This window comes from Candidatus Methanoplasma cognatum (assembly GCA_009777615.1).
Classification (GTDB): Archaea; Thermoplasmatota; Thermoplasmata; order Methanomassiliicoccales; family Methanomethylophilaceae; genus Methanoplasma; species Methanoplasma cognatum.
In genome coordinates, this window is sequence record WRLM01000002.1 from 206,566 (window position 1) to 230,714 (window position 24,149).

Sequence of the window (24,149 nt, forward strand, 5' to 3'; positions counted from 1 at the left end):
CCGTTTTCAAAAGATGTCCAGGGCCGCCGGCACCTTACCCTTCTTGCTGAGGTTCACCGCCTGGGTCCTGGTATATCTGAACCTCACGTCACATTTGTCGGGCTGGAAATCCCAGAGCGAGACGATCAGCAGGTCCCCCTCGCGTATCCACATCCTCTTCTTGATCTTGCCCGGGATGCGGCCTACTCTGGATACTCCGTCCTCGCACATCACCTTTATCTTTGATGCACCGAGCAGCTGGTCGGCTATTCCGAACATCTCGCCTTCTTTTATGTTCGGCATACGTACGCGTGATACGTCTTCCTCTGTGCTCTCAAACGGCTCTTCTGCGGGCATTTGATGATCTCCGTGCAGGCCATGTAACATTAATCTCTTTTAAATGTTATCCTAAGACGCATAAACTTTTTATCAAAACAATGCGGGTCCGCAACAAAAAACTATTTTAACCATATCAATAATGAGCGCCGTAAGCTCTGATAGTGTAGCGGCCAATCATTCAGCCCTTTCGAGGCTGACACCCGGGTTCGAATCCCGGTCAGAGCACATACCCCTTTACGATCTGAAGAGTTTCTTGCGGTACGCGTCGCTTTTCTTTGCGATCTCGTCCACGTTGTCCCTGTTAACGATATGCACCTCCGGCAATTTCTTGGGATTCGACGTCAGCATGGCCTTCATCAGGTACGGATCGGAGAAGTCCTTCCTTTTCAGTTTCTCCCTGTCCCAGTTCCCGATGAGGTCGAAGACCGCTTCTATCCCTTCATTATAGAACTCCTGAGCTAACACCGCCGCGACCGTGCAGTCCCTGGACATCACCGCGACGTTTGATTTCCTGACCGCGAAGTCGCAGCCGTTGAAGGACATAGCCAGACCGCCTCTGTCCTGTATCGTGTCCAGCGCATGGATGTCGGTTATGTCCCCTCCTATGAACGCCGTACCTTCGAAATCGATCTCCGTCCTTCTCCTCAGGTCGATGAGGAAGTACGCTTTCTCGTTCGCTCCGACCGCCCTCATGTTCCTCATCATCGCCGAGATCGGCAGTTCCCTGATCTTTATGTTGAATATGTCATCCAGGGTCCTTATCATATCCACTTCGTCCTGCTGAAGCTTTACGGGGACATCCAGCTCATACTCCTGTCCGGGCATCCTCAGGCCGGTGATCTTGCGCGACATCTCCCTGAGGGCCTTTGCGTCCTCTCTGCTGATCTTGTTCTCATCGAATGAAAGGTTCGTAAAGTCGACCACGCCCAGAGGGAGGCCGAGTTCGTCGCAGACATTCAGGACGTTATGCTCGTAAGACGTAGTTGTAATGAATGTGGGCATGGTGTCCATCAGATGCCCCATGGCCCTCTTCGCTTCAGGCAAGAGCCTCAGCGACTCGCCGCAGTGTTTCATCGCCGCATAGTCGGTCATGCCGAACGCCTTCAGGAAGGGCGCGATGAACCTCATGACATTACCGGAACGTCCGTCCGACCTGTTCAGCACATAAGCGACGATATCGTCGTATCTCGCTATGAGATCGTAGAACTTGTCGCCTTTGGCTATGAACCTCTGGCACAGGTCCCTGGAACTGTTGTTGGACTGAAGGAACCCTTTGCAGCTGCATACGAGCTGTTTGTCATGAACAAGACCTAATTCGGCAAGGGGGTCGTACTCGTTCATGTAACACCTCAGAGAGATCTCTCGACCTCGGAGGTCACATCATACGGTTTCATCAGTACTTTGCCGTCCTCCACAAGCCTCTTTTCTTCGATCCTTACCTTGCCGCCCGCGAACAGCCCGATCGTCGAAACGATAAGCGGCAGTTCCCGTCTGGCTCCCTCTTCCCTGATCTTCTTGAAGAGCGGCTCCTCCGCGCCCTCCGCTCTTATCACGTCCTCCAGCGATGAGGAGGCGACCTTCCTATCCAGGTCTTTCCAGAGGGTGTCGAACCCGCGGCCTCTGATAGGGAATCCGCAATATGTCAGCGCGGCGCCTCTGTCCCACTCCTCCGTGCATATGTGGATCATCGCGCCGTGCCTGTCCGCTTTGTCTCTTATCAAAGACCATATGACCTCCTCCCAGGTCCCTTTCGGACCGTCCGGGAGCGCGGGGTGGAGGTTGATCATATCGTACTCCCTGCAGGTGTCGTCGTCCATCCAAAGCATGTATCCGGCGAGCACGCCGAGGTCGAATCCGTATGTGCCGGTGAGTTCTCTAAGCTTCTTCCCGTATTCGTTCCTCCAGGCCTTCTCGTCGCTCTTGCGCAGATCGGGAAGGAACTCCTTCCATGACAGCTTTATCAGAGGTATGCCGTAACTTTCGACCAGATCGAAGAACATCTTTCTCTGTTCCTTCTTGGGGTTCGGCTCCTCTTCGTTGTTCCAATTGCAGAACACAAATGATATTTCCACATCCAGCTGTCCGCGTTCCTTTTTGTCCATGACCGTTTTCAAAAGATTCCTGGAACCAGGACCTCTTCCCGTAGAGAACCACCCCAGCCTGAGCATGATATCATTCAGCCTAAGGAGATGACAGTATATTTCTTTATACGTCGAATATGACCGTCACCGACGGTTCGACGGCATCCACGGACATCATGTGGAAGGTCACGGCCTTGATCTCCGATCTTATGCGGTGGCGTTCCCTGTCTAGATTCTCTCCCTTTCCGGTGCATATCACCCTGCCGCCGTCGAACCTGACGGCAAGATCGCACAGCACGACCCCGTCGCAATCTTCGAGGAAAAGCAATTCCGACAGGAAGGAGTACAGCCGATCCTCCGGGCCATCCCCGGATACCGTTATCTCAAAGGTCTTGACTGGTCTGATCCCGGAAAGGTCGACGGTCTGATCGAAGAGCGCATAGCCCGCGTTGGCGAAACACTCTTCCAGCGTCCCCCCGTAGGCTTTGACCATAAGGTCCGCGGTATGGTCGATCAGGTCATATCTTCTCATGTTCCCCGATATGGCGGAGGGGTATATGGTGTTGCTGTCCTCCTTCCATGTGCGTAAACCTTAATACGAATCACCCGATTTGTCCGTCCATGCGCATAACCATCGTCGGTTGCGGTTCCATCGGTTCCAAGCTTGCAAAAGCAGCCGATGCGATCAGCGAGGTCAAAAGGATCTATCTTCTGGATAAGAGTAAAGAGGTCGCCGAAAGTACGGCGGCGGGGCTGAAGAAAGCGATAGTGATAGATTCTGTCGAGGATGAACTTTACCATTCCGACCTCGTGATAGAGGCGGCCTCACAGGAGGCGGCGAAGGAGATCCTCCCGAAGGTCGTCTCGAGAGGCGTGGACATAATGATAATGTCCGTCGGTTCTCTTGTCGACGATGACTTCAGGAACATGGTCTTTGACAAGGCCAGGACGGCCGAGGCGAAGGTATACATCCCCACCGGCGCGCTGTGCGGCTGCGACGGACTCAGATCAGCATCCGTCGACGAACTGGATGAGGTCGAACTGATAAGTATGAAAGGTCCGAAGAGCCTTCTGGGCGTGGAGTACATGGAGAGCAGGGGGATAGACGTGGAGAAGATCACCGAGAAAACGACCATCTACAGCGGATATGCCAGAGAGGCGGTTAAGCTGTTCCCGAGGAACATCAATGTGGCCGCGACGGTAAGCCTTCTGGGCATAGGATTCGACAAAACGAAGGTCACGGTAGTGGTGGATCCTGAGATAAAGAGCAACTCCCATGAACTGAGGATCAAAGGGAGATTCGGGGAGATGAACTGCCACACTTACAATGTTCCGGAGCCGGACAACCCGAGGACATCGCATCTGGCGACCCTTTCGGCGATAGCGGCATTGAAGAGGATAGTCCGCAACGAGTGGTTCGGCGTCTAAGCAAACCTTTTAGCAGACATTATCTTATTATTGAATATGGAAAGGTCACGTGCCGAAAGGCTGATCTCAAATGCGGAAGGTCTCGATGCGATAGTCATACTGAATGACGGAGACCCGTTCCTGGATTCCACGTTCTGGTATCTGACGGAATTGACGGGGGGATCGTTCGAAGGTTCCATGGCGGTCGTCCGTAAGGACGGGAGCCTGGATGTCATTGTCAGCGTCCTGGAAGCGGAAACGGCCGCGGCCAGCAAAGGGGATGTGCGCGTTTACCATGACCGCGAAGAAAGGGATGGTTATCTCAGGGAAGCGCTGAAAGGCGCCTCTAAAGTTGGGTTCAACACCCACAACGCATCTTATTCGATGGTCGAGTACGTAAAGAGGACTGCCAAAGGGATCGATGTGATAGACGCCGCGCCGGCGGTCTTATCGACGGTCACTGTGAAAGATGACAAGGAGATAGAGCTGATAAGGAAGGCGTGCGGGATATCCTCGCGGGTCGCAGGGGAGATACCGGACGTGCTCTCAGAAGGCGTGACAGAGAAAGAAGCGGCTTTCAGAATTGACGCGAGGATGAGAGAGCTCGGCGGAACGGGTAACGCATTTGATACCATATCCGCATTCGGCGCTAACAGCTCGAAGCCGCATCATTCCCCCACCGATAGGAAGCTAAGTAAAGGCGACACGGCGCTTTTCGACTTCGGCACCAAATTTGACAGATACTGTTCGGACATGACCAGAACGGTCTTTCTGTCGAGGCCGCCGGAGATCCTGGAGCGGGCGTACGAGACAGTTCTGGAGGCTCAGGCAGCGGGGATCGAGAGATACATGGACGGAGCGCCGGCCAAGGATGCGGACCTTGCCGCAAGGGAGGTTATCGACAGAACGGAGTTCAAAGGGAAGTTCATTCATTCTTTTGGCCACGGTATAGGCATGGATGTGCATCAGGGCATATCAGTATCGCCAAGATCTGAGCACATCCTGAAAGAGGGGAACGTCGTTTCGGCAGAGCCCGGGATATACATCCCGGGGGTTGGCGGAATTAGGATAGAAGATACCTGCCTGATAACAAAGAACGGATGCGAAAGGCTCACCGATTTCGACAGAAGGATCACATTTGTCTGAACGGCCGAATCATCCCCCGACAAGAGTTTTATCCGGCTGCCTGATGTACCAGCTTGTAATTGGCACTTCGGCCGCCCGCTTTGTCTGTGATCAAAATGCCCTTTTCGATAAGATCCTTAATGTCGCGCAAAGCAGTGTCGGCAGAACATTTTGTTATCTTTGCCCATTTTGAGGTTGTCAGGTTTCCGGAAAAGCCATCAAACAGTTTGTTGATCATGAGACGTTGGCGCTCGTTGATCACGACATCCTTATACTTTTCCCAAAACGCCGCTTTCAGCAGGATGTTCTGCATACTCTCCTCCGTTTCCTTCAGGGCGCTCCTGAGAGAGCTTAGAAACCATGTGAGCCACTCTGTGATGTCGCTTCCGCCGTGTTGCGCCTTTTTTAGTGTTTCATAATACTCGCTGCGCCGAGAAAGAAGTTGGTTCGACAGGCTGTAGAAACGTTCCGCAGATTTTTCGCTACGGGCAAGCAATAGATCTGAGATCGCCCGTGCGATCCGTCCGTTACCGTCGTCGAAAGGGTGGATGATGACAAACCAGAAATGTGCGATAGCAGACCTCAGCACGTCGTCTATGATGATTTTATCATCATTGAACCATGAAAGGAACTTGTCCATTTCTGCTTTCACATCCTTCGCGGCAACCGCCTCATAATGGACTTTTTCCTTTCCTATAGCGCCCGAGACCACCTGCATCTCTTCGGTCCGGTACTTCGCCACTGTGATCTTGTTCATTCCGCTGTATCCAGTCGGAAAAAGCGCGGCGTGCCATCCGAACAGGCGCTCTTCCGTCAGCGGACTTTGATAATTTTGCGTGGCGTCAAGCATCATTTCGACGACGCCCTCCACGTTGCGGGACGTTGCGACAAGCCCCGCCGCATTTATTCCGAGACGCCGGGCGATAGAGGAGCGGACCTGCTCATAATCCAATCTTTCACCTTCGATTTCCGATGACTTCAGCACATCAAGCGTCAGATTATCAAGATTTTTTTCCTCTTTCGATGAAAAACCGAATGAATGGACCCGCCCAAGGATCTTACCCTGCAAAAGGCGGACCTCGCCTAACGGAACACTCAGGGCCGCATTCTGCCAAGTGAAATCCGTCCAATTCTCGTGTTGATAGATATATGTGGGCATCAAAAATGGTCATGCGGTAAATATATAAAACATTTTCCGCATTTTTGCGGTGAATAATTATGATATATACCGCATTTTTGCGGTGAATGACCAAGGTTTTCACCGCATATCGACTAAAGAATGTTGCCGAATTATGCCGCCAGTGTCAGAATCGCCAATGGTTCAGAACGCTTTTTCGATGGTGATAGGCTGGCGGTCGCCTGCATGTTCCATCGACGAGCAGTCTTCAAGGATCCTGCCGATCTTCGCCACGGGGTAACGCGATACCGGCAGGCCGTCCTCCCCGCTCAAAGGAGTGGGTCCGAAAAATAAACACAGCGCGCCGACCTTCGGCCAGTAGGCGATGTCTCCCGTCTCTAATTTCGTGACAAGTTCTTCCGGGTCGGCGTAGTCCACCGGCATCTCGAAGTATATCTGGTTACCCAGCATGTTTATCCTGGAGGTAAAAGGTAAAGAGAGCCAGAGGGCGTTGGAGATATCCGAGTCATCAAGTTCGGCAAGATATTCGCCGTTCCTCGTCCTGATCCGGATCCTGCTCATCGCCGCCAGCTCGTTGATATTACTTTCTCTCGAAAAGCTGTCTTATCTCTCTGCCGACGACTTCGAGCTGCAGATTCTTCTCGTCCTCTTCCATCCTCTTGAGGTTGACGAGGCCGGCGGCCCATTCCGCACGCCAGTCATCCTTGAATTTGCCGGATTCGATGTCGTTGAGCAGGGATTTCATTCCCTTCTCGGCCTCTGCAGTTATCACTCTGTCCCTCCTGGTGAGCCCGCCGTATTCCGCGGTGTTGGAGACAACATGCCACATCAATTCGAACCCGCCTTTGTTGATCAGGTCGGTGATAAGCTTCACTTCATGCAGCACTTCGAAATAGGCCATCTCCGGAGGGTATCCTCCCTCGACCAATGTTTTGAATCCCGCTTTGATGAGCGCCGTAACTCCTCCGCAGAGGACAGCCTGCTCTCCGAATAGATCGGTCTTGGTCTCGTTATCGAAGGTAGTCTCGAACACTCCGGCGCGGGTCGCCCCCAGTCCTTTGGCAAGTGCCAGAGCGATCTTCTTTGCATTTCCGGTGGCGTCCTGATGTATGCAGACGAGCGCCGGAACGCCGAATCCCTGGAGGAACACTTCTCTTTCGATGTCGCCGGGGGATTTGGGTGCCATCATGATGACGTCGATGTCCTTCCGCGGAACGATGAGCTTGTATGTTATCGCGAATCCGTGGGCGAACTCAAGCGCGGCGCCCTCTTTGAGGTTGGGTTCCACATACTGTTTGTAGAAATCCGGCTGTACCTCATCCGGGAGCAGCATCATAACGACATCCGCTCCTTTGACGGCGTCGGCGAACTCCGCCACTTTCAAACCGTCTTCCTTGGCCTTCTTCCAGGACTTGCCGTCCTTCCTCACTCCGACGGTCACGTCCAATCCTGAATCGTGGAAGCAGAGTGCCTGCGCTCTTCCCTGTGCCCCGTATCCCAGCACCGAGACCTTCTTTCCTTTGAGGACATTCAAGTCCACATCCGAGTCGTGGTAAATGTGCATTTTTTCCACCTTTGGCTTAGAGGCTCAACTCTTCGGTTACACTAATACTTATCGCAGGCATGGCTCTGGCCTCCGGCAGAGCCAGCACTGGGCCGCCCCAGCAGCACTCGGGCCGTGGCTCCGACAACCCCCGCGCGAACCTGTGAAAACAGCGGTTCCTGATTGTTCCCAGCGGCCTCTCGCCCGCCCGTCTGGACGGCGGGAGCCGCCCTGGGCAAACCCCCGTCTCGCATACGATGCGCTCACAGTGCCTGAGTCACAGTGAGCAGAGCCCGATGTAAACACTCAACCCTGCTAGAAGGGCATGCGGCGCCACGCCCCCGCGCATCATGCCGGCATCCGGGGGGTTCGGCACAACACGTTGGGGAGTGGGGGGGGAGAGGAGGCGCGGGGGATCGCGGCGACCCGTGTGGCCGAACCGGACCCCACGGAGCGGCCCGCCAGCGGCACGATGGACAGGCGTGCCATGCGGGCCGCGGGACAGGCGTGCCATGCGGGCCGCGGGACAGGCGGCGGCCACGTCGGGGGATGTTCTCCCCATTGGGGCCAAGAGGCGACACCCTGGGAAATCTGGGGGGCTGTGCCAAAAGATTGATTTCCTATAAACCATATAGCATAACTGGGGAACATAGCCGGGGTTGAAATGAAAATATCTACAAAGGGGAGATACGCTCTCAGGATCATGATCGATGTGGCCGAGAACAGCATGTATGGAAAAGTCACGGTCAAAGAGATCTCTAGGCGGCAGGACATATCCGTGAAGTACCTGGAGCAGATTGCGAACGTCCTGACGCGTGCGAACCTGTTGCGGAGTGAGCGCGGGTCGCAGGGCGGGTATGCGCTCACCAGGCCGCCGGATGGGTACACGGCGGGCGAGATATTGCGCACAATCGAGGGCAAGTTCGCCCCTGTGGCATGTCTAGAAGATGAGACTAACCAATGCAAACGCGCGGACATCTGTAAAACGGTTAATTTTTGGAACGGGCTTTACAAGGTGATCGATGAGTATCTGGACTCCGTCACCCTTCAAGACCTGGTCGCGCAGAGCGCAATAGGCATAGGGCCGGAGTTCGACAGCAGGCGCCCCCAATCGTCGTGAACAGTAGAGCAGAGCCAAGCTCATCAGGAACGGAAAACCGTTGCATCGTGCGGCTAACGTCGCGTTTTCTCTTCGGCTTAAATCATAGTATTTATATAGGAATTATATGTTATACTGCAAGCGGGAGGAATTCTAACGAAGGAGAAAAACTACAGATTCGAGACCAAACAATTGCACATCGGGCAGGAAGACCCTGACCCGGCGACCGACTCGAGGGCCGTGCCCATCTACGCGACTACCTCATACGTGTTCAAGGACTGCGCCCAAGCGGAAGGGAGGTTCGCTCTGAGGGAGGGCGGCAACATATACGCAAGGCTCATGAACCCGACATCGGATGTGTTCGAAAAACGCATAGCAGCCCTCGAAGGGGGCGCGGCCGCCATCGCGACATCTTCCGGCGCGGCCGCCATCACGTACGCGGTGCAGAACATAGCGCTCGCGGGCCACAACATAGTGTCGGACAGGAGGGTCTATGGCGGCACGTACAACCTGTTCGCCCACACGCTCAGGGACTTCGGCATCACGGCGAAATTCGTAGACGGCGACGACCCGGCGAACTTCGAGGAAGCAATCGATAGCGGCACAAGGGCGTTGTTCATAGAGACGCTGGGCAATCCTAACTCCACCATCGTCGACGTGGACGCGGTAGCGGCCGTGGCGCACAGACACGGCATACCGCTCATCGTCGACAATACATTTGCGACGCCGTACCTGTTCCGCCCGATCGAGCACGGGGCGGATGTGGTCGTCCACTCGGCGACAAAATTCATAGGCGGGCACGGGACGGCCCTGGGCGGTGTGATAATAGACGCGGGCAGGTTCGACTGGGCGTCGAACGACAAATTCCCGGGGCTCTCGCGGCCGAACCCGAGCTACCACGGAATCGTGTTCACCGACGCGGCAGGGGACATCGCATACATCGTGAAGGCCCGTGTCACTTTGATGAGGGACACTGGCTCAACCCTCAGCCCGTTCCATTCTTTTCTGTTCCTGCAGGGGCTCGAGACTCTGTCGTTGAGGATGGAGAGGCATGTGCAGAACACGTTGAAAGTGGTCCGATACCTGTCGAGACACCCGCGGGCGGAGAGGGTGAACCACCCCTCGCTCGAGACTCACCCCGACAGAAAGCTCTACGAGAAATATTTCCCTGACGGGGCGGGCTCGATATTCACCTTTGAGATCAGGGGCGGTGAGAAGGAGGCGAAAGATTTCATCGACAGGTTGGAGCTGTTCTCGTTGCTCGCCAATGTCGCTGACAGCAAATCCCTCGTCATACATCCAGCGAGCACGACACACTCCCAGCTCAGCGAGGCCGAGATGCTAGAACAGGGCATAAAACCCAACACGGTGAGGCTGTCGATCGGCACAGAACACATCGACGACATAATGAACGACCTGGAGCAGGCCCTCCAATGACGGGCCGTCGGTTGGGGATACGGACATGACGGAAAGGATCGCGAAAAGCATCACCGACCTGATTGGCGGCACCCCGCTCCTGGAGCTTTCCAAGTATGGTGCTCTGAACGGGATCGGCGCACAGGTCGTCGCCAAACTGGAGTACTTCAACCCGCTCGGCAGTGTGAAGGACCGCATAGGCCTCGCGATGATCATTGACGCAGAGGAGAAAGGGTTGCTGAAACACGGTTCTTTGATCATCGAGCCCACGAGCGGGAACACCGGGATCGCGCTGGCTTTCGTTGCGGCGGCGAGAGGGTACAGGCTGACGTTGACCATGCCCGACACAATGAGCGCCGAGCGGCGCGATATGCTCAGGGCGTTCGGAGCGGAGCTTGTTCTGACAGATGGGGCGAAGGGGATGAGGGGTGCCATCGCCAAGGCCGACGAGCTGCACAGGGCTGCGACGGGTTCCGTGCTTTTGGGGCAGTTCTCCAACCCGGCCAACCCGGATATACACAGGACAACCACGGCACAGGAGATCTGGAGGGACACAGGCGGCAGGGTGGACATCCTCGTCGCCGGCGTCGGGACAGGAGGGACGATAACAGGGGTCGGCGAGGTGCTCAAGGAGAAGGACCCTGACATCCAGATCGTCGCCGTCGAGCCATCGGGTTCGCCAGTGCTTTCGGGGGGAGGGGCAGGCGCACACAAGATCCAGGGCATAGGGGCAGGGTTCGTGCCCGACATTTATAACGGGGACGTCGTGGACGAGGTGTTCACAGTGGATGATGGGCAGGCATTCGATGCAACGAGGCAGTTAGCGAGAACCGAGGGATTGTTCGTCGGGATCTCATCCGGCGCGGCAGCATATGCGGCGGCCGAGGTCGGGAGGCGTCCCGCAAATAAAGGCAAGAGGGTAGTGGCGATATTCCCAGACGCAGGAAGTCGGTACTTGTCAACGGGGCTGTTCGACCAATCCTGAAAGGCGTCATGGCAATCGCGTCCCCCCCCCCTGTGCCCCTTAACACTTCCTGCGTAGAGGGGAAGTATCCCGATGAGGAACCCCCCGCAAGGCTCAAAGGGAGGGGGGAGTATCGCGCCCTTGAAGTTCCAGATGCCATTGGGCATGTATAGGGCGCACTACAACCCCTGCGGGCCGAGGGGAAGCCACCGTGCCCGAGGGGCCCCTTTGCCCGTGATTCCTGATCATCGGCGGGGCACGGGCTGGAGATGATATGCTACACGCACAGTAGCGTGCGCCCGCTCGAACCCCATAGGAGCCAAGGATACCATGTCGGAAAACCGTGAGTATTTATTAAAAATACGCTATCGTGAGGCGGGCTGAATGTTGAGGCGATGGATATGCCGATAGAAAGCGATGGGTCACATGAAGCATTTGAGACAAAGGATGCCCACTCCGGGAGCTCTTCATTGAGGTTGAGCTATCGCCCCCCTTATCGTTGGGAGCAGATACTGGATTTTCTCGGAGGCAGGGCGATAGCTGGTGCCGAGATGGTCAAGAACGGCGAGTACCTGCGCACGGCTCGTTTAGAGACAGCCGATGGAAGCTCTGTATCCGGTTGGTTGCGGGTGATCCACAGGCCTGAACAAAACGCGTTGGCCGTCACGGTTAGCGAGGCCCTGACCCCCGTCTTACCTAAAGTGTCGGCAAGGGTGCGGCATCTGTTCGACCTGTGTTGCGACCCTTACGAAATATACGGGGCGCTTCAGGCGATGAACGAGATCCGACCCGGCGCATGTGTCCTAGGGACCCGGTTGCCGGGATGCTTCGACGCCTTCGAGATGGCGGTGCGAGCGATCCTCGGGCAACAAATAACCGTCAAGGCGGCAGGCACATTGGCGGCGAGGGTCATCGACAGATACGGCACGTCGATCCAAACGGGGATAGAGGGGCTGACGCGCATCTTCCCCGCCCCGGAATCGGTCCTCGCGATGGGCGACGATATAGAGGACAACCTCGGCACGTTGGGCGTCACGGGGGCGCGGTCAAAGACTATCCGCGAGCTGGCGCGGCTGATGGCGGAAGGGGAGGTGGAGCTTGGTCTTCGCGCTCGGCCGGAAGAAGAGATGAAGAGGCTGATGGGTATCCGCGGCATTGGGAATTGGACGGCGCAGTACATAGCGATGCGGGCAATGGGGTGGACGGATTCTTTCCTCGAGACGGATGCGGGCATAAGAAAAGCGCTCCCTGGCTACTCGCCGAAGGAACTGCTGGGCATTGCGGAGGCGTGGCGGCCTTGGCGCAGCTATGCCACAGTCGGCCTGTGGGACACATTATGAAACGAGGGGGGGGGACATGTACTACTCAACGACATACAGATCGCCCGTCGGCATGATCAAACTCGCTTGCAACGACGGCAAACTTGTGGGGTTGTGGACGGAGGGGCAAAAATACTACGGCGGCACCATGCCGGAGGCCATGGTGGAAAACGACGACATGCCGATTTTTGGCATGGCCAAAGAATGGCTGGACAGGTATTTTGCAGGTGAAAGGCCCGAAGTCGCCGAACTGCCGTTAGCCCCCATCGGCGGAGAGTTCCGTCAAAGGGTATGGGGTATTCTGCGTGGAATCCCATACGGCGAGGTCATCACCTATGGCGACATCGCTAGGAAAACAGCGGCAATCATGAACAGGGGGAGCATGTCAAGCCAAGCGGTAGGCGGGGCCGTCGGGCATAACCCCATATCCATCATCATCCCCTGTCACCGGGTGGTAGGGTCAGACGGCAGCCTGACAGGATTCGCCGGAGGCGTCCGAATGAAGGCCTGGCTGCTTGAACTGGAGGGGGCGGACATGTCCCGCCTGTTTGTCCCATCGAAGGGAACGGCCCTTTAACGTGGCCCCGGCGCCCATGCGCCCTGAGAAAGCGGCGGGGGAACATCGGGGCCGGCTAAAAATAGCCCGATCCCATAGGGCCATGCGGGGGCGTCCAAGTCGCGCTCCGGCTCAGAGGCGCACGATGCTTATCGCAGGCCCCCGCCCCTCAGACGCCATAGGGCGGGCCGTAGCCGCCCATCAGCAGGAAGTCCCTAAGATGGACGCCCACGACCCCCTCGTCGTTGCGCTCCGCGTGCCTGTCCATCGACACGACGTACTTCGGGAAGCTGTCCCCAATCTCCTTCAGCGGGCCGAACTCGCGCCCGTACGCCTCGTCGGTGGGTAGCTCAAGGCACACCTGCACATAGACCCTGCGCCCGTCGGCCTTCTCGGCGACGAAGTCGACCTCCCTATTGCCGAGCTTCCCTACGTACACATCGTACCCCCGTCTCACCAGTTCCATGTAGACTATGTTCTCAAGGATGCCCTGTATGTTGTCGGCCCTGAACCCGCGCACCGCGTACTGCAGGCTGTGGTCGGACAGGTAGTACTTGTCGTTGGTCTCGAGCAGGCGTCTGCCTTTGATGTCATAGCGTTGCGCACGCTTTATGAGGAAACCCTCCTCCAGGTACCTCAGATAGTTGACGATGGTCTCCGGATCCGTTCCCTTCCTGCCTTGGCTTTTCAGGTAGTTAGCGATGCCTGACGGGGACACCAGGTTGCCCACGTTGTCGTAGATGAACGTGACGATTTTGTCCATGAGCTGAGGGTTCTTCACGGAGTTCCTTCTCACGACATCGCGGAACAGCGCGGTGTTGTGGATCTCTGTCACAATGCGCATCGCCTCATGCATGGAATAATCGAACATCGAGACCGAGGGGAAGCCGCCGAGCCTGATGTACATGTCGAGATCTGAGCCGCCCGCGATCACTCTCTCTTCCCTGAAACGGACGAACTCCTTGAACGATAGCGGATGCATGCTGAAACTGATCGTCCTGCCGCCCAGCAACGAGGAGTAGTCGCTGTCGAGCAACCTCGAGTTCGAGCCTGTGACATAGATATCTGTGTTCCTCAGCCTGATCGAGTTGACGGCCTTTTCCCAGCCTGTGACCTCCTGGATCTCGTCCAAGAAAACGTAATGCCTTTTTTCGTCTTCTAAACGCCCTTCGAGTACTTCGCCAGTTCGACATAGCCTTTGATGTCGAAGAATTCCGACGTCTCGAAGTTCATCTCGATGACATGGCCATGGTCGGCCCTTTCTGATATCTCCTTCTGGATGAGTTTAAGGAGCTTGCTCTTCCCGCTGCGCCTGACGCCTGTGATTACCTTTATGAGTGGTTTGTCGATGAACCCCCTTATCTCGTCTACATATGCCGGTCTGTCTATCAGGGGCTCGTCTTCGCTCATATGCTCACCCATTGAACGGTACGGCGAGCACATATTTATTATCAGCGAAAAATATCGGTATAACACTAAATTTTTTTTGATCAATTCTAAAAATATCGGTGTTACACTAAATTTTTTTATGAAAAAGCTCCGAAAAACACCAGCATCATTTGATACAGCAAATACGGTGATCGGGGGTCAGGTCTGCGGAATCATTCAATTCTGCAACCGACGATTGCAGAATTGTGCTATGGTACAGAACACGGCCGCCTGAGGTAAAGTGTCAGCCTCCAGGCTCCATATGAGCCTGGAAGCCGTTAAGGTGTTTCAGAATTTGCAGCGCCCTTTGACCAGCGGCTGAGCCGGGTTCGCGGGGATCATCGGGGTGATGTCCTCCTCGCAATCCACCATTATCTCCACCAGGCAGGTCTTTCCGCTGTCGAACGCTGTTTTGAGAGCGTCTCTTATCTCTCCGGACCTTTCGACATGGATGCCCTTCGCCCCGAACGCTTCGGCTATCTTCACGAAGTCGGGATCGGCCCCGAGCTTGGTGTTGCTGTATCTCTTGTCCCAGAACAGTTTCTGCCACTGCCTGACCATACCCAGCCATCCGTTGTTCAGCAGACAGATCACCACAGGGAGATCCTCCGCGACCGATGTGGCGATGTCCTGCATGACCATCTGCAGTCCGCCGTCGCCGGTTATCGTAATGACCTTCTTGTCCGGACAAGCGGCCTTCGCGCCTATCGCGGACGGAAGACCGAAGCCCATGGTGCCGAAACTGCCTGATGAGATCAGCTGTCTGGGACGGTCTATATCAAGATAGTGCATCGCCCACATCTGGTTCTGTCCCACATCCGTCGTGATGATGATGTCGGGATCCTCTCTGGTGATCCTGTTGATCTCGTACATGATCTTCTGCGGGACGATAGGATTGTTGTCGTAGTTGTAGTCGCATTTGCAGCGCCTCTTCAGCTCCTGGATGTTCTTGTCCCATGCGGGGCGGCTGCCTGCGCACCCCTCAAGTTTTTCGATGAGCATGCGGACGGCCTTCTTAGCGTCGCCCTGTATGTTGATGGCCTCCCTCTTATGCTTGTTGAACTCCGTGGCGTCGATGTCAATGTGGATGACCCTGCTCGATGCCGGAGGAGCGGTCTGAGGGCTGTAGGTCCTGTCGGAGAACTTCGAGCCGACGGCGATTATCAGATCGGATTCCCTGAACGCATGAAGCGAGCACATCTTGCCGTGCATACCGAGGGATCCCATGCAGAGGGGGTGTGATGTCGGGATGGCCCCGATTCCCATCAGCGGCGTTATCACCGGTATGTTCGCCATCTCGGCCAGCTTCACGATATCGGGGCTGGCATTGGCTCCTATGACCCCTCCGCCCACCAGCATGACCGGCTTTTGGGCCTCTTTGATCCATTGGACGGCCTGATCTATGCTGGAATAGTCCTCTTTAGGAGGCTTTGTTCCGTATGTCTCGTTGCAAAGCGATTCGTCCATCTCGGCGTTGACCTGATCGGTGGGGATGTCAATGTGGACCGGGCCCGGCCTTCCTGTCTGACAGACCACCCAGGCCTCATGTATAGCGTGCGGGAGCCTGTTCAGGGACAATACTCTGAAGTTGTGTTTTGTTATGGGCATCATCAGGCTGTATGCGTCGACCTCCTGGAAAGCGCCGAGTCCTAACGAACCGGTGCCGACCTGGCCTGTTAATGCGATCATCGGTATCGAGTCAGCGTACGCTGTGGCGATACCTGTGACAAGGTTCGTAGCTCCCGGGCCGCTGGTGGCGATGCACACGCCGGGGAAGCCGCTTGCTCTGGCGAAACCGTCCGCCATGTGAGCAGCGCACTGCTCATGGCGTACGAGGACGTGCCTTATCGATGATTCAAGCATTTCATCGTAGACGGGAATTACTACGCCGCCCGGGTACCCGAACATTGTTTCAACTCCTTTATCCTCCAGCATTTTGAGTAGCGCTCTAGATCCTTTCATGAGTATACCTCACCTCAGTATCAAAAAACCCTTTCTTATAATTGATGTATGAATCGCCGGACCCCGCAGCCGAAACACGTAAGATTATTTTATTCGTAGGTGATTAGGCACTGAGGTATACGGTGTCTGGAATAAAGGTCGGGATAAACGGTTACGGCACGATCGGCAAGAGAGTCGCGGCCGCAGTAAGCAAACAGGACGATATGGAGGTCGCGGGGGTAACGAAGACGAGACCCACTTTCGAAGCGCGGACCGCCGTCGATAGAGGGTTCGATCTCTATGTCCCCGAGGGGAGTCTCAAGACCTTCGGCGACGCCGGGGTCCCGGTCAAGGGAACGATCAAAGACCTTTACAAAGCCGCAGATATAATCGTGGACTGTACACCCGGCGATGTGGGGGAGACGTACAAGGCCGAATACGAAGCGGCGGGGAAAAAAGCGATCTTCCAGGGCGGGGAGGACCACAGCCTTACCGGCATATCCTTCAACTCCACCGCCAACTACAGCGAGTCATGGGGCGCTCAGTTCTCCAGAGTGGTATCATGTAATACGACGGGGCTGCTGAGGACCCTGAACCCGATAGACAGGTCGATAAAGATAAAGAACGTCCACGCCACACTCATCAGGAGGGCGGCGGATCCCGGCGACAGCAGGAGCGGCCCGATAAACGGGCTGGAACCGTCGGTGAAACTGCCCACCCATCACGGGCCGGACGTGAAGAGCGTGATGCCCTGGCTGAACATCAGCACGATGGCCGTCAAGGCGTCCACGACCATCATGCATCTCCATACGGTCGCGGCCGAGCTCGAGAGGGAATCCAAAACAAGCGAGATATTGGACATAATGCGCGCATCCCCCCGCGTGATGCTTGTGAACAGCGGCAGCGGAGTGAAAGGCACGCCCGAGATAATGGAGCTGGCAAAGGATCTCGGAAGGGACAGGTCCGACATGTACGAGGCGGTAGTATGGGAGGATGGCGTGAAAGTGGTCGGTAACATGCTTTATTATTACCAGGCCGTGCACCAGGAAGCGGACGTCGTGCCGGAGAACATCGACTGCATAAGGTCCATGTGCAAACTGCAAGAAGACGCAGCCGCATCAATATCTAAAACGAACAAAGCTCTCGGAATAAAAAAGTAAGGGTGAGAACACGAGAGAATTCAACACCCTGGAAGATTTCAATTTCAAGGACAGGACGGTCCTGCTGAGAGTGGACATAAACTGCCCTCTCGATAAAAAGACGCTAAAGATACTGAACGACGCGAGGATAAGGAGCATCATTCCCACCGTAAGGGAATTGGTCGGGAAAAGGGCCAAGGTCGCGATCCTTGCGCACCAGAGCAGAAAGGGCGCATGGGACTTCATCGGCCTGGAGCAGCATGCCGCTCTGCTTTCTAAAAACCTCAATGCGCCGGTCCGGTATGTGAACGATATCATCGGAGACGAGGCCAAGAGGATGATATCGCAGATGGGGCCGGGAGATGTTCTTCTGCTGGGAAACGTAAGGGAGCTGGAATGCGAGGCCGTCACGGCGGAGATGAGCCAGCACGCCGAGGCGGAACTGGTCGCGGAACTTCTCCCCTTCATTGATTACTATGTTTGCGACGCGTTCGGGGCGTCACACCGCGCGCAGTGCTCTCTGGTGGGGTTCCCCGTCAAGCTGCCCTCGGCGTCGGGGAGGCTGATGGCCAGGGAGCTGTATGCCCTCGAGACGATATTCGACAAGCCGAGGCGGCCGTCCGTATTCATCCTGGGCGGGGCGAAGTTCGGGGATGTTCCCTTTATGATAGACAGCGTCCTTAAGAACGGCGTCGCCGACACCGTGATCGTAGCGGGACTTGCGGGGAACGCCTTCCTGCTGGCAAGAGGCGTCGATATAGGGGAGGCCAGCAGCAGGGTGCTCGCCGGCGAGCTTACCGAAGAGAATTTCCAGGCGGCAAGGGACGTCCTCAGCAAATACGGTCAGAAGATACTGCTGCCGGTGGACGTCGCGGTGGAAAGGGACGGCAGGAGGGTCTGCGTGAACACGGGAGACATGCCGACGCCCGAACCGGCGCTGGATATCGGAGATCAGTCCATAGAGAAATTCAGAAAGGTCATACTTTCCTCCAAAACATCGTTCATGTCAGGCCCCGCAGGGATGTTCGAGAAGCCAGGATTCGAAGCGGGAACGAAACAGCTCATGATGGCGATGGTCGAAAGCAAAGGACTGTCGGTCCTCGGCGGGGGACACACAGCGGGCGCCGCGGAAAGGTTCGACCTGGCCGACAGGGTGGCATACGTAAGCACGGGAGGCGGCGCACTGGAGACATTCCTTCTGCATGAACCGCTGCCCGTGATAGAGGCCCTGAGATACTCAAAGGAGAGGTTCGGGCCGGTTCACTGATCCTTCGGGCACGCGGGGCAGATGGAGGCGCGCTTCATTCTGGATAATGCTTCTTTTATACGTTCGACAGGTTCCGTGACCGTCATGCGTATGTAGCCCTCGGCCGAATCTCCGAATCCCGGCCCCGGCGTCACTATTATGCCGATATCGATCATCATCTTCGTGAACTCATCCGACCTCATACCGCAGTCGAACCAGACGTAGAACGTCCCTTTCGGCATGGTCACATCGAATCCGAGTTCCCTGAGGCCGTTCACGAGGACCTCCCTTCTTTCCGCATAGATGTCCATGTTGTTCTTTATAACACCAGGCAGCGCCCCGTCTTCCGGGTACATTTCGAGGGCGGTGATCCCCGCTTTCTGTATGAAAATGGGGGCTCCCGAATCTATCTGGCCTTTGCACTTCTTGAGCCCTGATATCAGATCGGGGTGGCCGACGGCGTAACCCAGCCTGAACCCGGTCATGTTGAACGTTTTAGAGAAGGATCCGAACTCGATGCAGTCCGGTCCCGCCTGAAGCGCCGACGGGGCGCGGTAGTCGTCGTAGCACATCTCCGAGTAAGCATTGTCGAAACAGAGTATCGTGCCCCTTTGCTGGCACCAGTCGTATACTTTACGAAGGTACGCAAGGTCGCATGTCGCCCCCGTGGGGTTGTTGGGATAGTTGATATAAAGCATCTTCGCGCCGGTCGGGCATTCATCTACATCAAGCAGCCAGTTCTTTTCCTTTCTGAGAGGTATGAGTACGCATTTCGCCTCATTGAAGAGCACGGACGCCCCCGAGTATACGGGATACCCAGGGCTCGGCGCAATGATGGTCTCTCCCGGATTCACGAAAGCCTGGGATATATTGAAGATCGCCTCCTTGGATCCCAGGGTTATACACACCTGCCTGTTTGGATCGACGTCTATGTCGAACCTCTTCTTATACCACTTTGCGACCGCTTCCCTGAGGTCCCTCTCGCCGGCCGAGCTGGAATATTTCTGATTCTCGTTCGATTCGGCAGTTATCTGCAGTGATTTCACGATCTTGTCCGGGGTCTGGAGGTCCGGGTCCCCTATACCGAAATCGATCATATCCATTCCTTCCTGTCTTTTGACCGCCGCAAGCTCTTCCAATCTAACAAATAGATAAGGCTGAAGTTTTTTGAGCCTTTCAGACTGCTCATAGTTCACCATAGTGTTCACTCTTCCGTTATGCTGCCTTCATATATCAGCACCGCAGGCCCTTCCATGTGCACATGTTCGAGGCCCTTTTCAACAGTTACTTTAAGCCATCCTCCCGGAAGGCGCACGTCTATAGGCTCGTCGAACGGCACCATGCCGTTCAGCGCGGCGGCAGTGGCCGACGCGCAAGCGCCAGTGCCGCAGGCCAGCGTCCAGCCGGCCCCCCTTTCATGCACCCGGATGTATATGTTCCCTTCTTTGATCTTGCAGAATTCGATGTTCGTTTTCTTGGGGAAGAAGGGGTGCTCCCCGAGCATCGGTCCAAGCTTCTCCATATCGTTGTTGCTCAGGTTCGAGAAGGTTATGAAATGGGGGTTGCCCATCGATACCGCATTCCCCTTTATGCTGTACCCCTCTACCGCAAACGGCTGGTCTACGAATCTGCCGTCATAGTCTATCGGGATCGATCTCCCGTCAAGTACGGGGGCGCCCATATCCACCATCACGGTGGTGACCTTCCCGTCGTCCAGGAACACCTTCGCGGTCTTCACGCCCGCGGGGGTGGCGACCGTGAATATCTCTTCGTCCACGATCTTGAAATCATACGCATGCTTGGCAAGGCATCTTATCCCGTTGCCGCACATCTCCGCTTCCGAACCGTCCGCGTTGATGACCCTCATGCTCACATCGGCGCCTTTACCGGGAAGGAGGAACACCACCCCGTCCGCGCCGATGCCGAAATTCCTGCTGCACCACAGTTTGCATCTCTCGCTGTCTATCTCAACGTCTGTGTTGATCCCGTCGATCAATATGAAATCGTTCCCTATTCCGTGATATTTCCAGAACTTCATCTGATGAGCCTCTCCGGTATCCGCTGGTGTCTCCACAGCTCCTCTATCCGCTCGGAATCCCTTATCAGTTCGGCCTTCCCGTCGTTGACGAGGACCTCTCTGCAGAGGGGGCGGGAGTTATAGTTGCTTGACATTGAGAACCCGTATGCGCCCGCATCATATATGACAACGATGTCCCCTTCTTCGGGATTCGGAAGCACGCGGTCCCGCGCAAAATAGTCGCCGGTCTCGCAGATGGGGCCGACGACATCGTACTTCGCGGTGCACGCCTTCCCGAACTTGTTGCCTATCTCCACATGATGATATGCTTCGTACATGGCAGGCCTTATCAGTGTGTTGAACCCCGTGTCCACGCCGACATACTTCTTAACGCCAGCGTCCTTCACGTCGACACACCTCGTCAGCAGGACGGCGGTATCGCATACGATATATCTGCCGGGCTCAAGTTTCAGCGTCCTCACGTCCGTCTCTTCAAGCACCATCTCTGTAAGATTCGCGGCAAGCTCGCCGATGTCCATCTCGGGCTCATTCGGACGGTAGGGTACGCCCATACCGCCGCCCATATCTATGAATTCGAGGTCGATCCCGTTATCTTTCAGCTGATTGGTCATTTCGACCAGGACCTCCATGACCTCGGTGAAAGGTTCGCTGGACTGGCCCCCGGAGCCTATGTGTACGTGAATGCCCCTCGGTTCGAAGCCGAGTTCTTTCGCGCGGAGGTAGGTCTTGATGACCTCCTTCCTGGGAATCCCGAATTTCGAGCCCTCGGCGCCGGTGATGACCTTTCCGCTGTGTCCCGAGCCGACGCCGGGAGTTATCCTGAACGATACGGGGAGCCCCTTCTTTATCTTGGCCAGCCTTTCAAGTTCTGATGCCGAATCAATGTTGACCATGACGCCGAGGCCGGTCACCGCTCTCAGCTCTTCGTTGCTTATGTTGTTGCCCGTGAATATTATCCGGTCGGGCGTGAAGCCCGCCTTCAGGCAGGTCATGATCTCTCCTATGGATACGGCGTCGATGCACGAACCCTCGCTCTCAAGTATCTTCAGCACCGCAAGGCTTGAGTTCGCTTTGCAGGCGTAGTGTACCTGGGTTCTCATGTGCTTTGAGAACGCGCCGTAGATGTTGCGGTAGTTCTCCCTCAGCCTTTTCTCCTCAATGGCATACACAGGGGTTCCGAATTCTTCCGCGATCTCCGTCACGGGTATGCCGCCGAACAGCATCACGCCGTTCCTGCTGTCAAAGTCCCTCATCGGATCTCCCCCTGACAAATTTGCTGTGCAGTATCTTCACGACATCGATCGCCTGGGACATTGGAACGACGAAGTTAAGGGAAACGTCGGAAGCGCCCTCGGAGATCATCTGCACACTTGCTTTCGCTTCCTTGACGGCGGTGAATATATCAGCCGACACTCCGTATTTCGAAAGGAGGTTGTCCCCCACGGCGCACACAAGCGCCACATCGCCCTTGACCTCGATCCTCTCTATGTCCTCCGGGTCCAAAGTGTTCAGCCTGGCCAGAATGGATTTCACATCGTTGTTGTGCACGAGGAAGGCGACCGTCGAAAGGGATGTTGATATAGAATAGATGACAACCTCGTTCTCCGCTATCTTCTCGATTATGCGCGCCACCATATCCGGGTGGAAGGCGATCTCCGCCGAACTTATCGCTATCACGGAAAGGTCGGTCTTGAGCGCGACGCTCATGAGCATGTCGTCCTTCGGCTTTCTGAGATGGTGTATTATTGTTCCGGGCTCATCAGGCTTGAACGAATTCCTCACTTTGAGAGGAATGTGCTTCATCCTTACCGGTTCTATGGTCCTGGGGTGAAGGACCTTGGCGCCGAAGTATGCGAGCTCCGCCGCCTCGCCGAAATTCATCTCGTCGATCTTCACCGCATCCGGCACTATCCGGGGGTCGGCGGACATGAAGCCGTCCACATCCGTCCAGATCTCCAGCAGGTCCGCGTTCATCGCGTTGGCCACAACCGCCGCGGAATAGTCGCTTCCCCCCCTGCCGAAGGTAAGCGGCAACCCGTCCTCCTTTATGCCGTAGAACCCGGTGATCACGGGGATCACGCCGTCATCGACGTAAGGTTTGACCTTCATCATCATCGCCGATTCGGTCTTCTGCAGGTTGGCGCTTCCGGAGAGGGGCCTCCCCTCCGCACATATCCCGCAATCCTCCGAAGTGAGCGCGACTGTCTTCTCGCCGGCCCCCCTCAGCGCGCAACTGAGTATCAGGGAGGAGAACCTCTCTCCCTGAGAGGTTATGTTATCTTTGTAGTAAGGGTCCTTCGAAGCGTCCTCATCGTCAAGAAGATCTCTGAACTTTGCCATCCTTATGTTAAAGTCATTCATGAACTCCGCCATCTCTTCTTCTTTGAGCAACAGCCCGGCGGCTTCGAGATGCTTCTTCTCAAACCCTTCGATGAGCTCCTCTTTATTTTTGGGAAGGTTTTCGACCCCGTTCACAAGGAAATTGGTTATGCCGGACATTGCCGATACCACAACTACCTTGTCGTTCTTTTCGTGCGTTATTATCCTTACCGCCCTCTGCAGGGCCTCGGGGGAACCGACGCTGGTACCCCCGAATTTCATGACCTTCATCATAGACCCAAAACCTCGTTCAGACTGTGGACCTTTCCGTCCTTCTTTCCATAGACCCATCTTATGGATTCTATGAAACCTTTGGCGAGCGCATCTCTCGAGCCCATGCTGTGCTTCAGCTCTATCCTTTCTCCGCTTCCGGCGAATATGACCGTATGGTCGCCGACAATATCGCCGCCGCGTATAGAATGCACTCCGATCTCCCTCTTTCTCGCTCCGGTCACGCCCTCGCGGCCGTATGTGATGTCTTCGATGCCGGTCGTCCTCATCATCCGCTTCACGGCCTCCGCCGCTGTGCCGGACGGCGCGTCCACCTTTTGGTTGTGATGCGCCTCTATCACCTCTATATCATAATCGTTCAATGACGCCGCGAGTATCTCGCACATCTTCCAGAACACATTGATGCCCACGGCGAAGTTCGCCGAGTGGACGGCGGACGTCTTGTTCTTGGCGATCTCGTCCCCCATCTTCTTTATCACGTCATCGGGTATCGCCGTCGTGCCGAGGACGATGTTCACTCCCTTTGCAGGTATCTTGGTGATGATGTTCGCGGCGGCCTGCGGCGCCGTTATGTCAACATAGACATCGGCATTCTCCAGCACCTCATCAAGGCTGTCCTGTCCCTTCGCGATGATCCCCGGGTATATCTCCTTCCCGAACATCTCCTCCGTCGGTGCGATCATCGCGCCGACGAGTCTCATGTCACTGCTCTTCTGTATGATGTCACAGACCGTACGCCCCATCTTGCCTGTTGCGCCTCCCAATGCTACGTTAATCATTT

Annotated in this window: 24 protein-coding genes and 1 tRNA gene; 10 read left to right on the forward strand and 15 right to left on the reverse strand. The window is 55.8% G+C overall.

Translation table 11 applies throughout. The features are described 5' to 3' along the window. Nucleotides 1–6: 6 nt before the first annotated feature. Nucleotides 7–336 carry a translation initiation factor eIF-1A gene (gene eif1A, locus FWG96_03945; protein ID MCL2032404.1) on the reverse strand — a complete coding sequence of 110 codons (330 nt, stop codon included), beginning with the start codon at nt 334–336 and terminating at the stop codon, nt 7–9. Nucleotides 337–470: 134 nt separating this feature from the next. Here eif1A and FWG96_03950 point away from each other — a divergent pair. Next, nucleotides 471–543: transfer RNA gene (locus tag FWG96_03950), tRNA-Glu, on the forward strand. A 9-nt stretch (nt 544–552) separates the two neighbouring features. Here FWG96_03950 and FWG96_03955 read toward each other — a convergent pair. Genes FWG96_03955 through FWG96_03965 form a run of 3 tightly spaced genes read right to left on the reverse strand, consistent with a single transcriptional unit; the run spans nt 553 to nt 2,931 of the window. Beyond that, entirely contained in the window at nt 553–1,659 is a 1,107-nt protein-coding gene (locus tag FWG96_03955) for a hypothetical protein (protein MCL2032405.1), read from the reverse strand. 8 nt (nt 1,660–1,667) lie between these two features. Next, nucleotides 1,668–2,486 (reverse strand): phosphoribosylglycinamide formyltransferase, encoded by an 819-nt coding sequence (locus tag FWG96_03960; GenBank protein ID MCL2032406.1) that lies wholly within the window; start codon nt 2,484–2,486, stop codon nt 1,668–1,670. 37 nt (nt 2,487–2,523) lie between these two features. Then, nucleotides 2,524–2,931, reverse strand: coding sequence for an archease (locus tag FWG96_03965; protein MCL2032407.1), 408 nt, complete (start codon nt 2,929–2,931; stop codon nt 2,524–2,526). 89 nt (nt 2,932–3,020) lie between these two features. Here FWG96_03965 and nadX point away from each other — a divergent pair, with 89 nt between their 5' ends. Both nadX and FWG96_03975 read left to right on the forward strand, forming a co-directional pair. Further along, on the forward strand, nt 3,021–3,827 hold the full coding sequence (gene nadX / locus FWG96_03970) for an aspartate dehydrogenase (protein ID MCL2032408.1): 807 nt from the start codon (nt 3,021–3,023) through the stop codon (nt 3,825–3,827). Nucleotides 3,828–3,863: 36 nt separating this feature from the next. Continuing rightward, complete coding sequence (locus FWG96_03975) at nt 3,864–4,952, forward strand: aminopeptidase P family protein (GenBank protein ID MCL2032409.1); 1,089 nt, start codon at nt 3,864–3,866, stop codon at nt 4,950–4,952. Nucleotides 4,953–4,980: 28 nt separating this feature from the next. Here the strand turns inward: FWG96_03975 and FWG96_03980 are convergent, their stop codons facing one another. The 3 genes from FWG96_03980 to ilvC all read right to left on the reverse strand — a co-directional run bounded on the left by FWG96_03980 (nt 4,981) and on the right by ilvC (nt 7,633). Further along, nucleotides 4,981–6,090, reverse strand: a complete 1,110-nt coding sequence (locus FWG96_03980; GenBank protein ID MCL2032410.1) for a Fic family protein — start codon at nt 6,088–6,090, stop codon at nt 4,981–4,983. A 162-nt stretch (nt 6,091–6,252) separates the two neighbouring features. After that, nucleotides 6,253–6,630, reverse strand: coding sequence for a cyclophilin-like fold protein (locus FWG96_03985; GenBank protein MCL2032411.1), 378 nt, complete (start codon nt 6,628–6,630; stop codon nt 6,253–6,255). A gap of 19 nt (nt 6,631–6,649) precedes the next feature. Further along, nucleotides 6,650–7,633 carry a ketol-acid reductoisomerase gene (ilvC, locus tag FWG96_03990; protein MCL2032412.1) on the reverse strand — a complete coding sequence of 328 codons (984 nt, stop codon included), beginning with the start codon at nt 7,631–7,633 and terminating at the stop codon, nt 6,650–6,652. A gap of 643 nt (nt 7,634–8,276) precedes the next feature. On the opposite strand from ilvC, the gene FWG96_03995 reads away from it, so the two are divergent. From FWG96_03995 to FWG96_04015, 5 genes are all read left to right on the forward strand, one after another. Next, nucleotides 8,277–8,732 (forward strand): Rrf2 family transcriptional regulator, encoded by a 456-nt coding sequence (locus FWG96_03995; GenBank protein MCL2032413.1) that lies wholly within the window; start codon nt 8,277–8,279, stop codon nt 8,730–8,732. 171 nt (nt 8,733–8,903) lie between these two features. Further along, the gene (locus tag FWG96_04000) at nt 8,904–10,148 is read left to right on the forward strand and encodes an O-acetylhomoserine aminocarboxypropyltransferase/cysteine synthase (GenBank protein MCL2032414.1); all 1,245 of its coding nucleotides are present in this window, start codon (nt 8,904–8,906) and stop codon (nt 10,146–10,148) included. 25 nt (nt 10,149–10,173) lie between these two features. Further along, the gene (cysK, locus tag FWG96_04005) at nt 10,174–11,112 is read left to right on the forward strand and encodes a cysteine synthase A (GenBank protein ID MCL2032415.1); all 939 of its coding nucleotides are present in this window, start codon (nt 10,174–10,176) and stop codon (nt 11,110–11,112) included. Nucleotides 11,113–11,492: 380 nt separating this feature from the next. Beyond that, on the forward strand, nt 11,493–12,431 hold the full coding sequence (locus FWG96_04010) for a hypothetical protein (GenBank protein ID MCL2032416.1): 939 nt from the start codon (nt 11,493–11,495) through the stop codon (nt 12,429–12,431). Between the two features lie 16 nt (nt 12,432–12,447). Beyond that, nucleotides 12,448–12,987: a methylated-DNA--[protein]-cysteine S-methyltransferase gene (locus tag FWG96_04015; GenBank protein ID MCL2032417.1), complete on the forward strand. Its 540-nt coding sequence runs from the start codon at nt 12,448–12,450 to the stop codon at nt 12,985–12,987. A gap of 148 nt (nt 12,988–13,135) precedes the next feature. Here FWG96_04015 and FWG96_04020 read toward each other — a convergent pair whose 3' ends face one another. The 3 genes from FWG96_04020 to ilvB form a co-directional block, all read right to left on the reverse strand. Beyond that, a complete protein-coding gene (locus FWG96_04020) occupies nt 13,136–13,948 on the reverse strand; it encodes an ATP-binding protein (GenBank protein MCL2032418.1) in 813 nt (270 codons plus the stop codon). Between the two features lie 176 nt (nt 13,949–14,124). Beyond that, nucleotides 14,125–14,376 (reverse strand): AAA family ATPase, encoded by a 252-nt coding sequence (locus tag FWG96_04025; GenBank protein ID MCL2032419.1) that lies wholly within the window; start codon nt 14,374–14,376, stop codon nt 14,125–14,127. A gap of 306 nt (nt 14,377–14,682) precedes the next feature. Continuing rightward, on the reverse strand, nt 14,683–16,356 hold the full coding sequence (gene ilvB, locus FWG96_04030; GenBank protein MCL2032420.1) for a biosynthetic-type acetolactate synthase large subunit: 1,674 nt from the start codon (nt 16,354–16,356) through the stop codon (nt 14,683–14,685). Between the two features lie 122 nt (nt 16,357–16,478). Between ilvB and FWG96_04035 the strand changes: the two genes are divergently transcribed. Next, a complete protein-coding gene (locus FWG96_04035) occupies nt 16,479–17,495 on the forward strand; it encodes a type II glyceraldehyde-3-phosphate dehydrogenase (GenBank protein MCL2032421.1) in 1,017 nt (338 codons plus the stop codon). Between the two features lie 70 nt (nt 17,496–17,565). Continuing rightward, nucleotides 17,566–18,741 (forward strand): phosphoglycerate kinase, encoded by a 1,176-nt coding sequence (locus FWG96_04040; protein MCL2032422.1) that lies wholly within the window; start codon nt 17,566–17,568, stop codon nt 18,739–18,741. On the opposite strand, the gene FWG96_04045 is transcribed toward FWG96_04040, so the two are convergent. Genes FWG96_04045 through dapB form a run of 5 tightly spaced genes read right to left on the reverse strand, consistent with a single transcriptional unit; the run spans nt 18,735 to nt 24,147 of the window. Continuing rightward, nucleotides 18,735–19,919 (reverse strand): aminotransferase class I/II-fold pyridoxal phosphate-dependent enzyme, encoded by a 1,185-nt coding sequence (locus FWG96_04045; protein ID MCL2032423.1) that lies wholly within the window; start codon nt 19,917–19,919, stop codon nt 18,735–18,737. The two genes, FWG96_04040 and FWG96_04045, sit on opposite strands and share 7 nt — an antisense overlap. A gap of 5 nt (nt 19,920–19,924) precedes the next feature. After that, nucleotides 19,925–20,758 carry a diaminopimelate epimerase gene (gene dapF / locus FWG96_04050; protein ID MCL2032424.1) on the reverse strand — a complete coding sequence of 278 codons (834 nt, stop codon included), beginning with the start codon at nt 20,756–20,758 and terminating at the stop codon, nt 19,925–19,927. Beyond that, nucleotides 20,755–22,011 (reverse strand): diaminopimelate decarboxylase, encoded by a 1,257-nt coding sequence (gene lysA / locus FWG96_04055; protein ID MCL2032425.1) that lies wholly within the window; start codon nt 22,009–22,011, stop codon nt 20,755–20,757. The genes dapF and lysA overlap by 4 nt, the downstream gene beginning before the upstream one ends. Further along, nucleotides 21,998–23,371 carry an aspartate kinase gene (locus FWG96_04060; protein MCL2032426.1) on the reverse strand — a complete coding sequence of 458 codons (1,374 nt, stop codon included), beginning with the start codon at nt 23,369–23,371 and terminating at the stop codon, nt 21,998–22,000. Before FWG96_04060 ends, lysA begins: the two co-directional genes overlap by 14 nt. After that, on the reverse strand, nt 23,368–24,147 hold the full coding sequence (gene dapB, locus FWG96_04065; protein MCL2032427.1) for a 4-hydroxy-tetrahydrodipicolinate reductase: 780 nt from the start codon (nt 24,145–24,147) through the stop codon (nt 23,368–23,370). Before dapB ends, FWG96_04060 begins: the two co-directional genes overlap by 4 nt. Between the last annotated feature and the right edge of the window lie 2 nt (nt 24,148–24,149).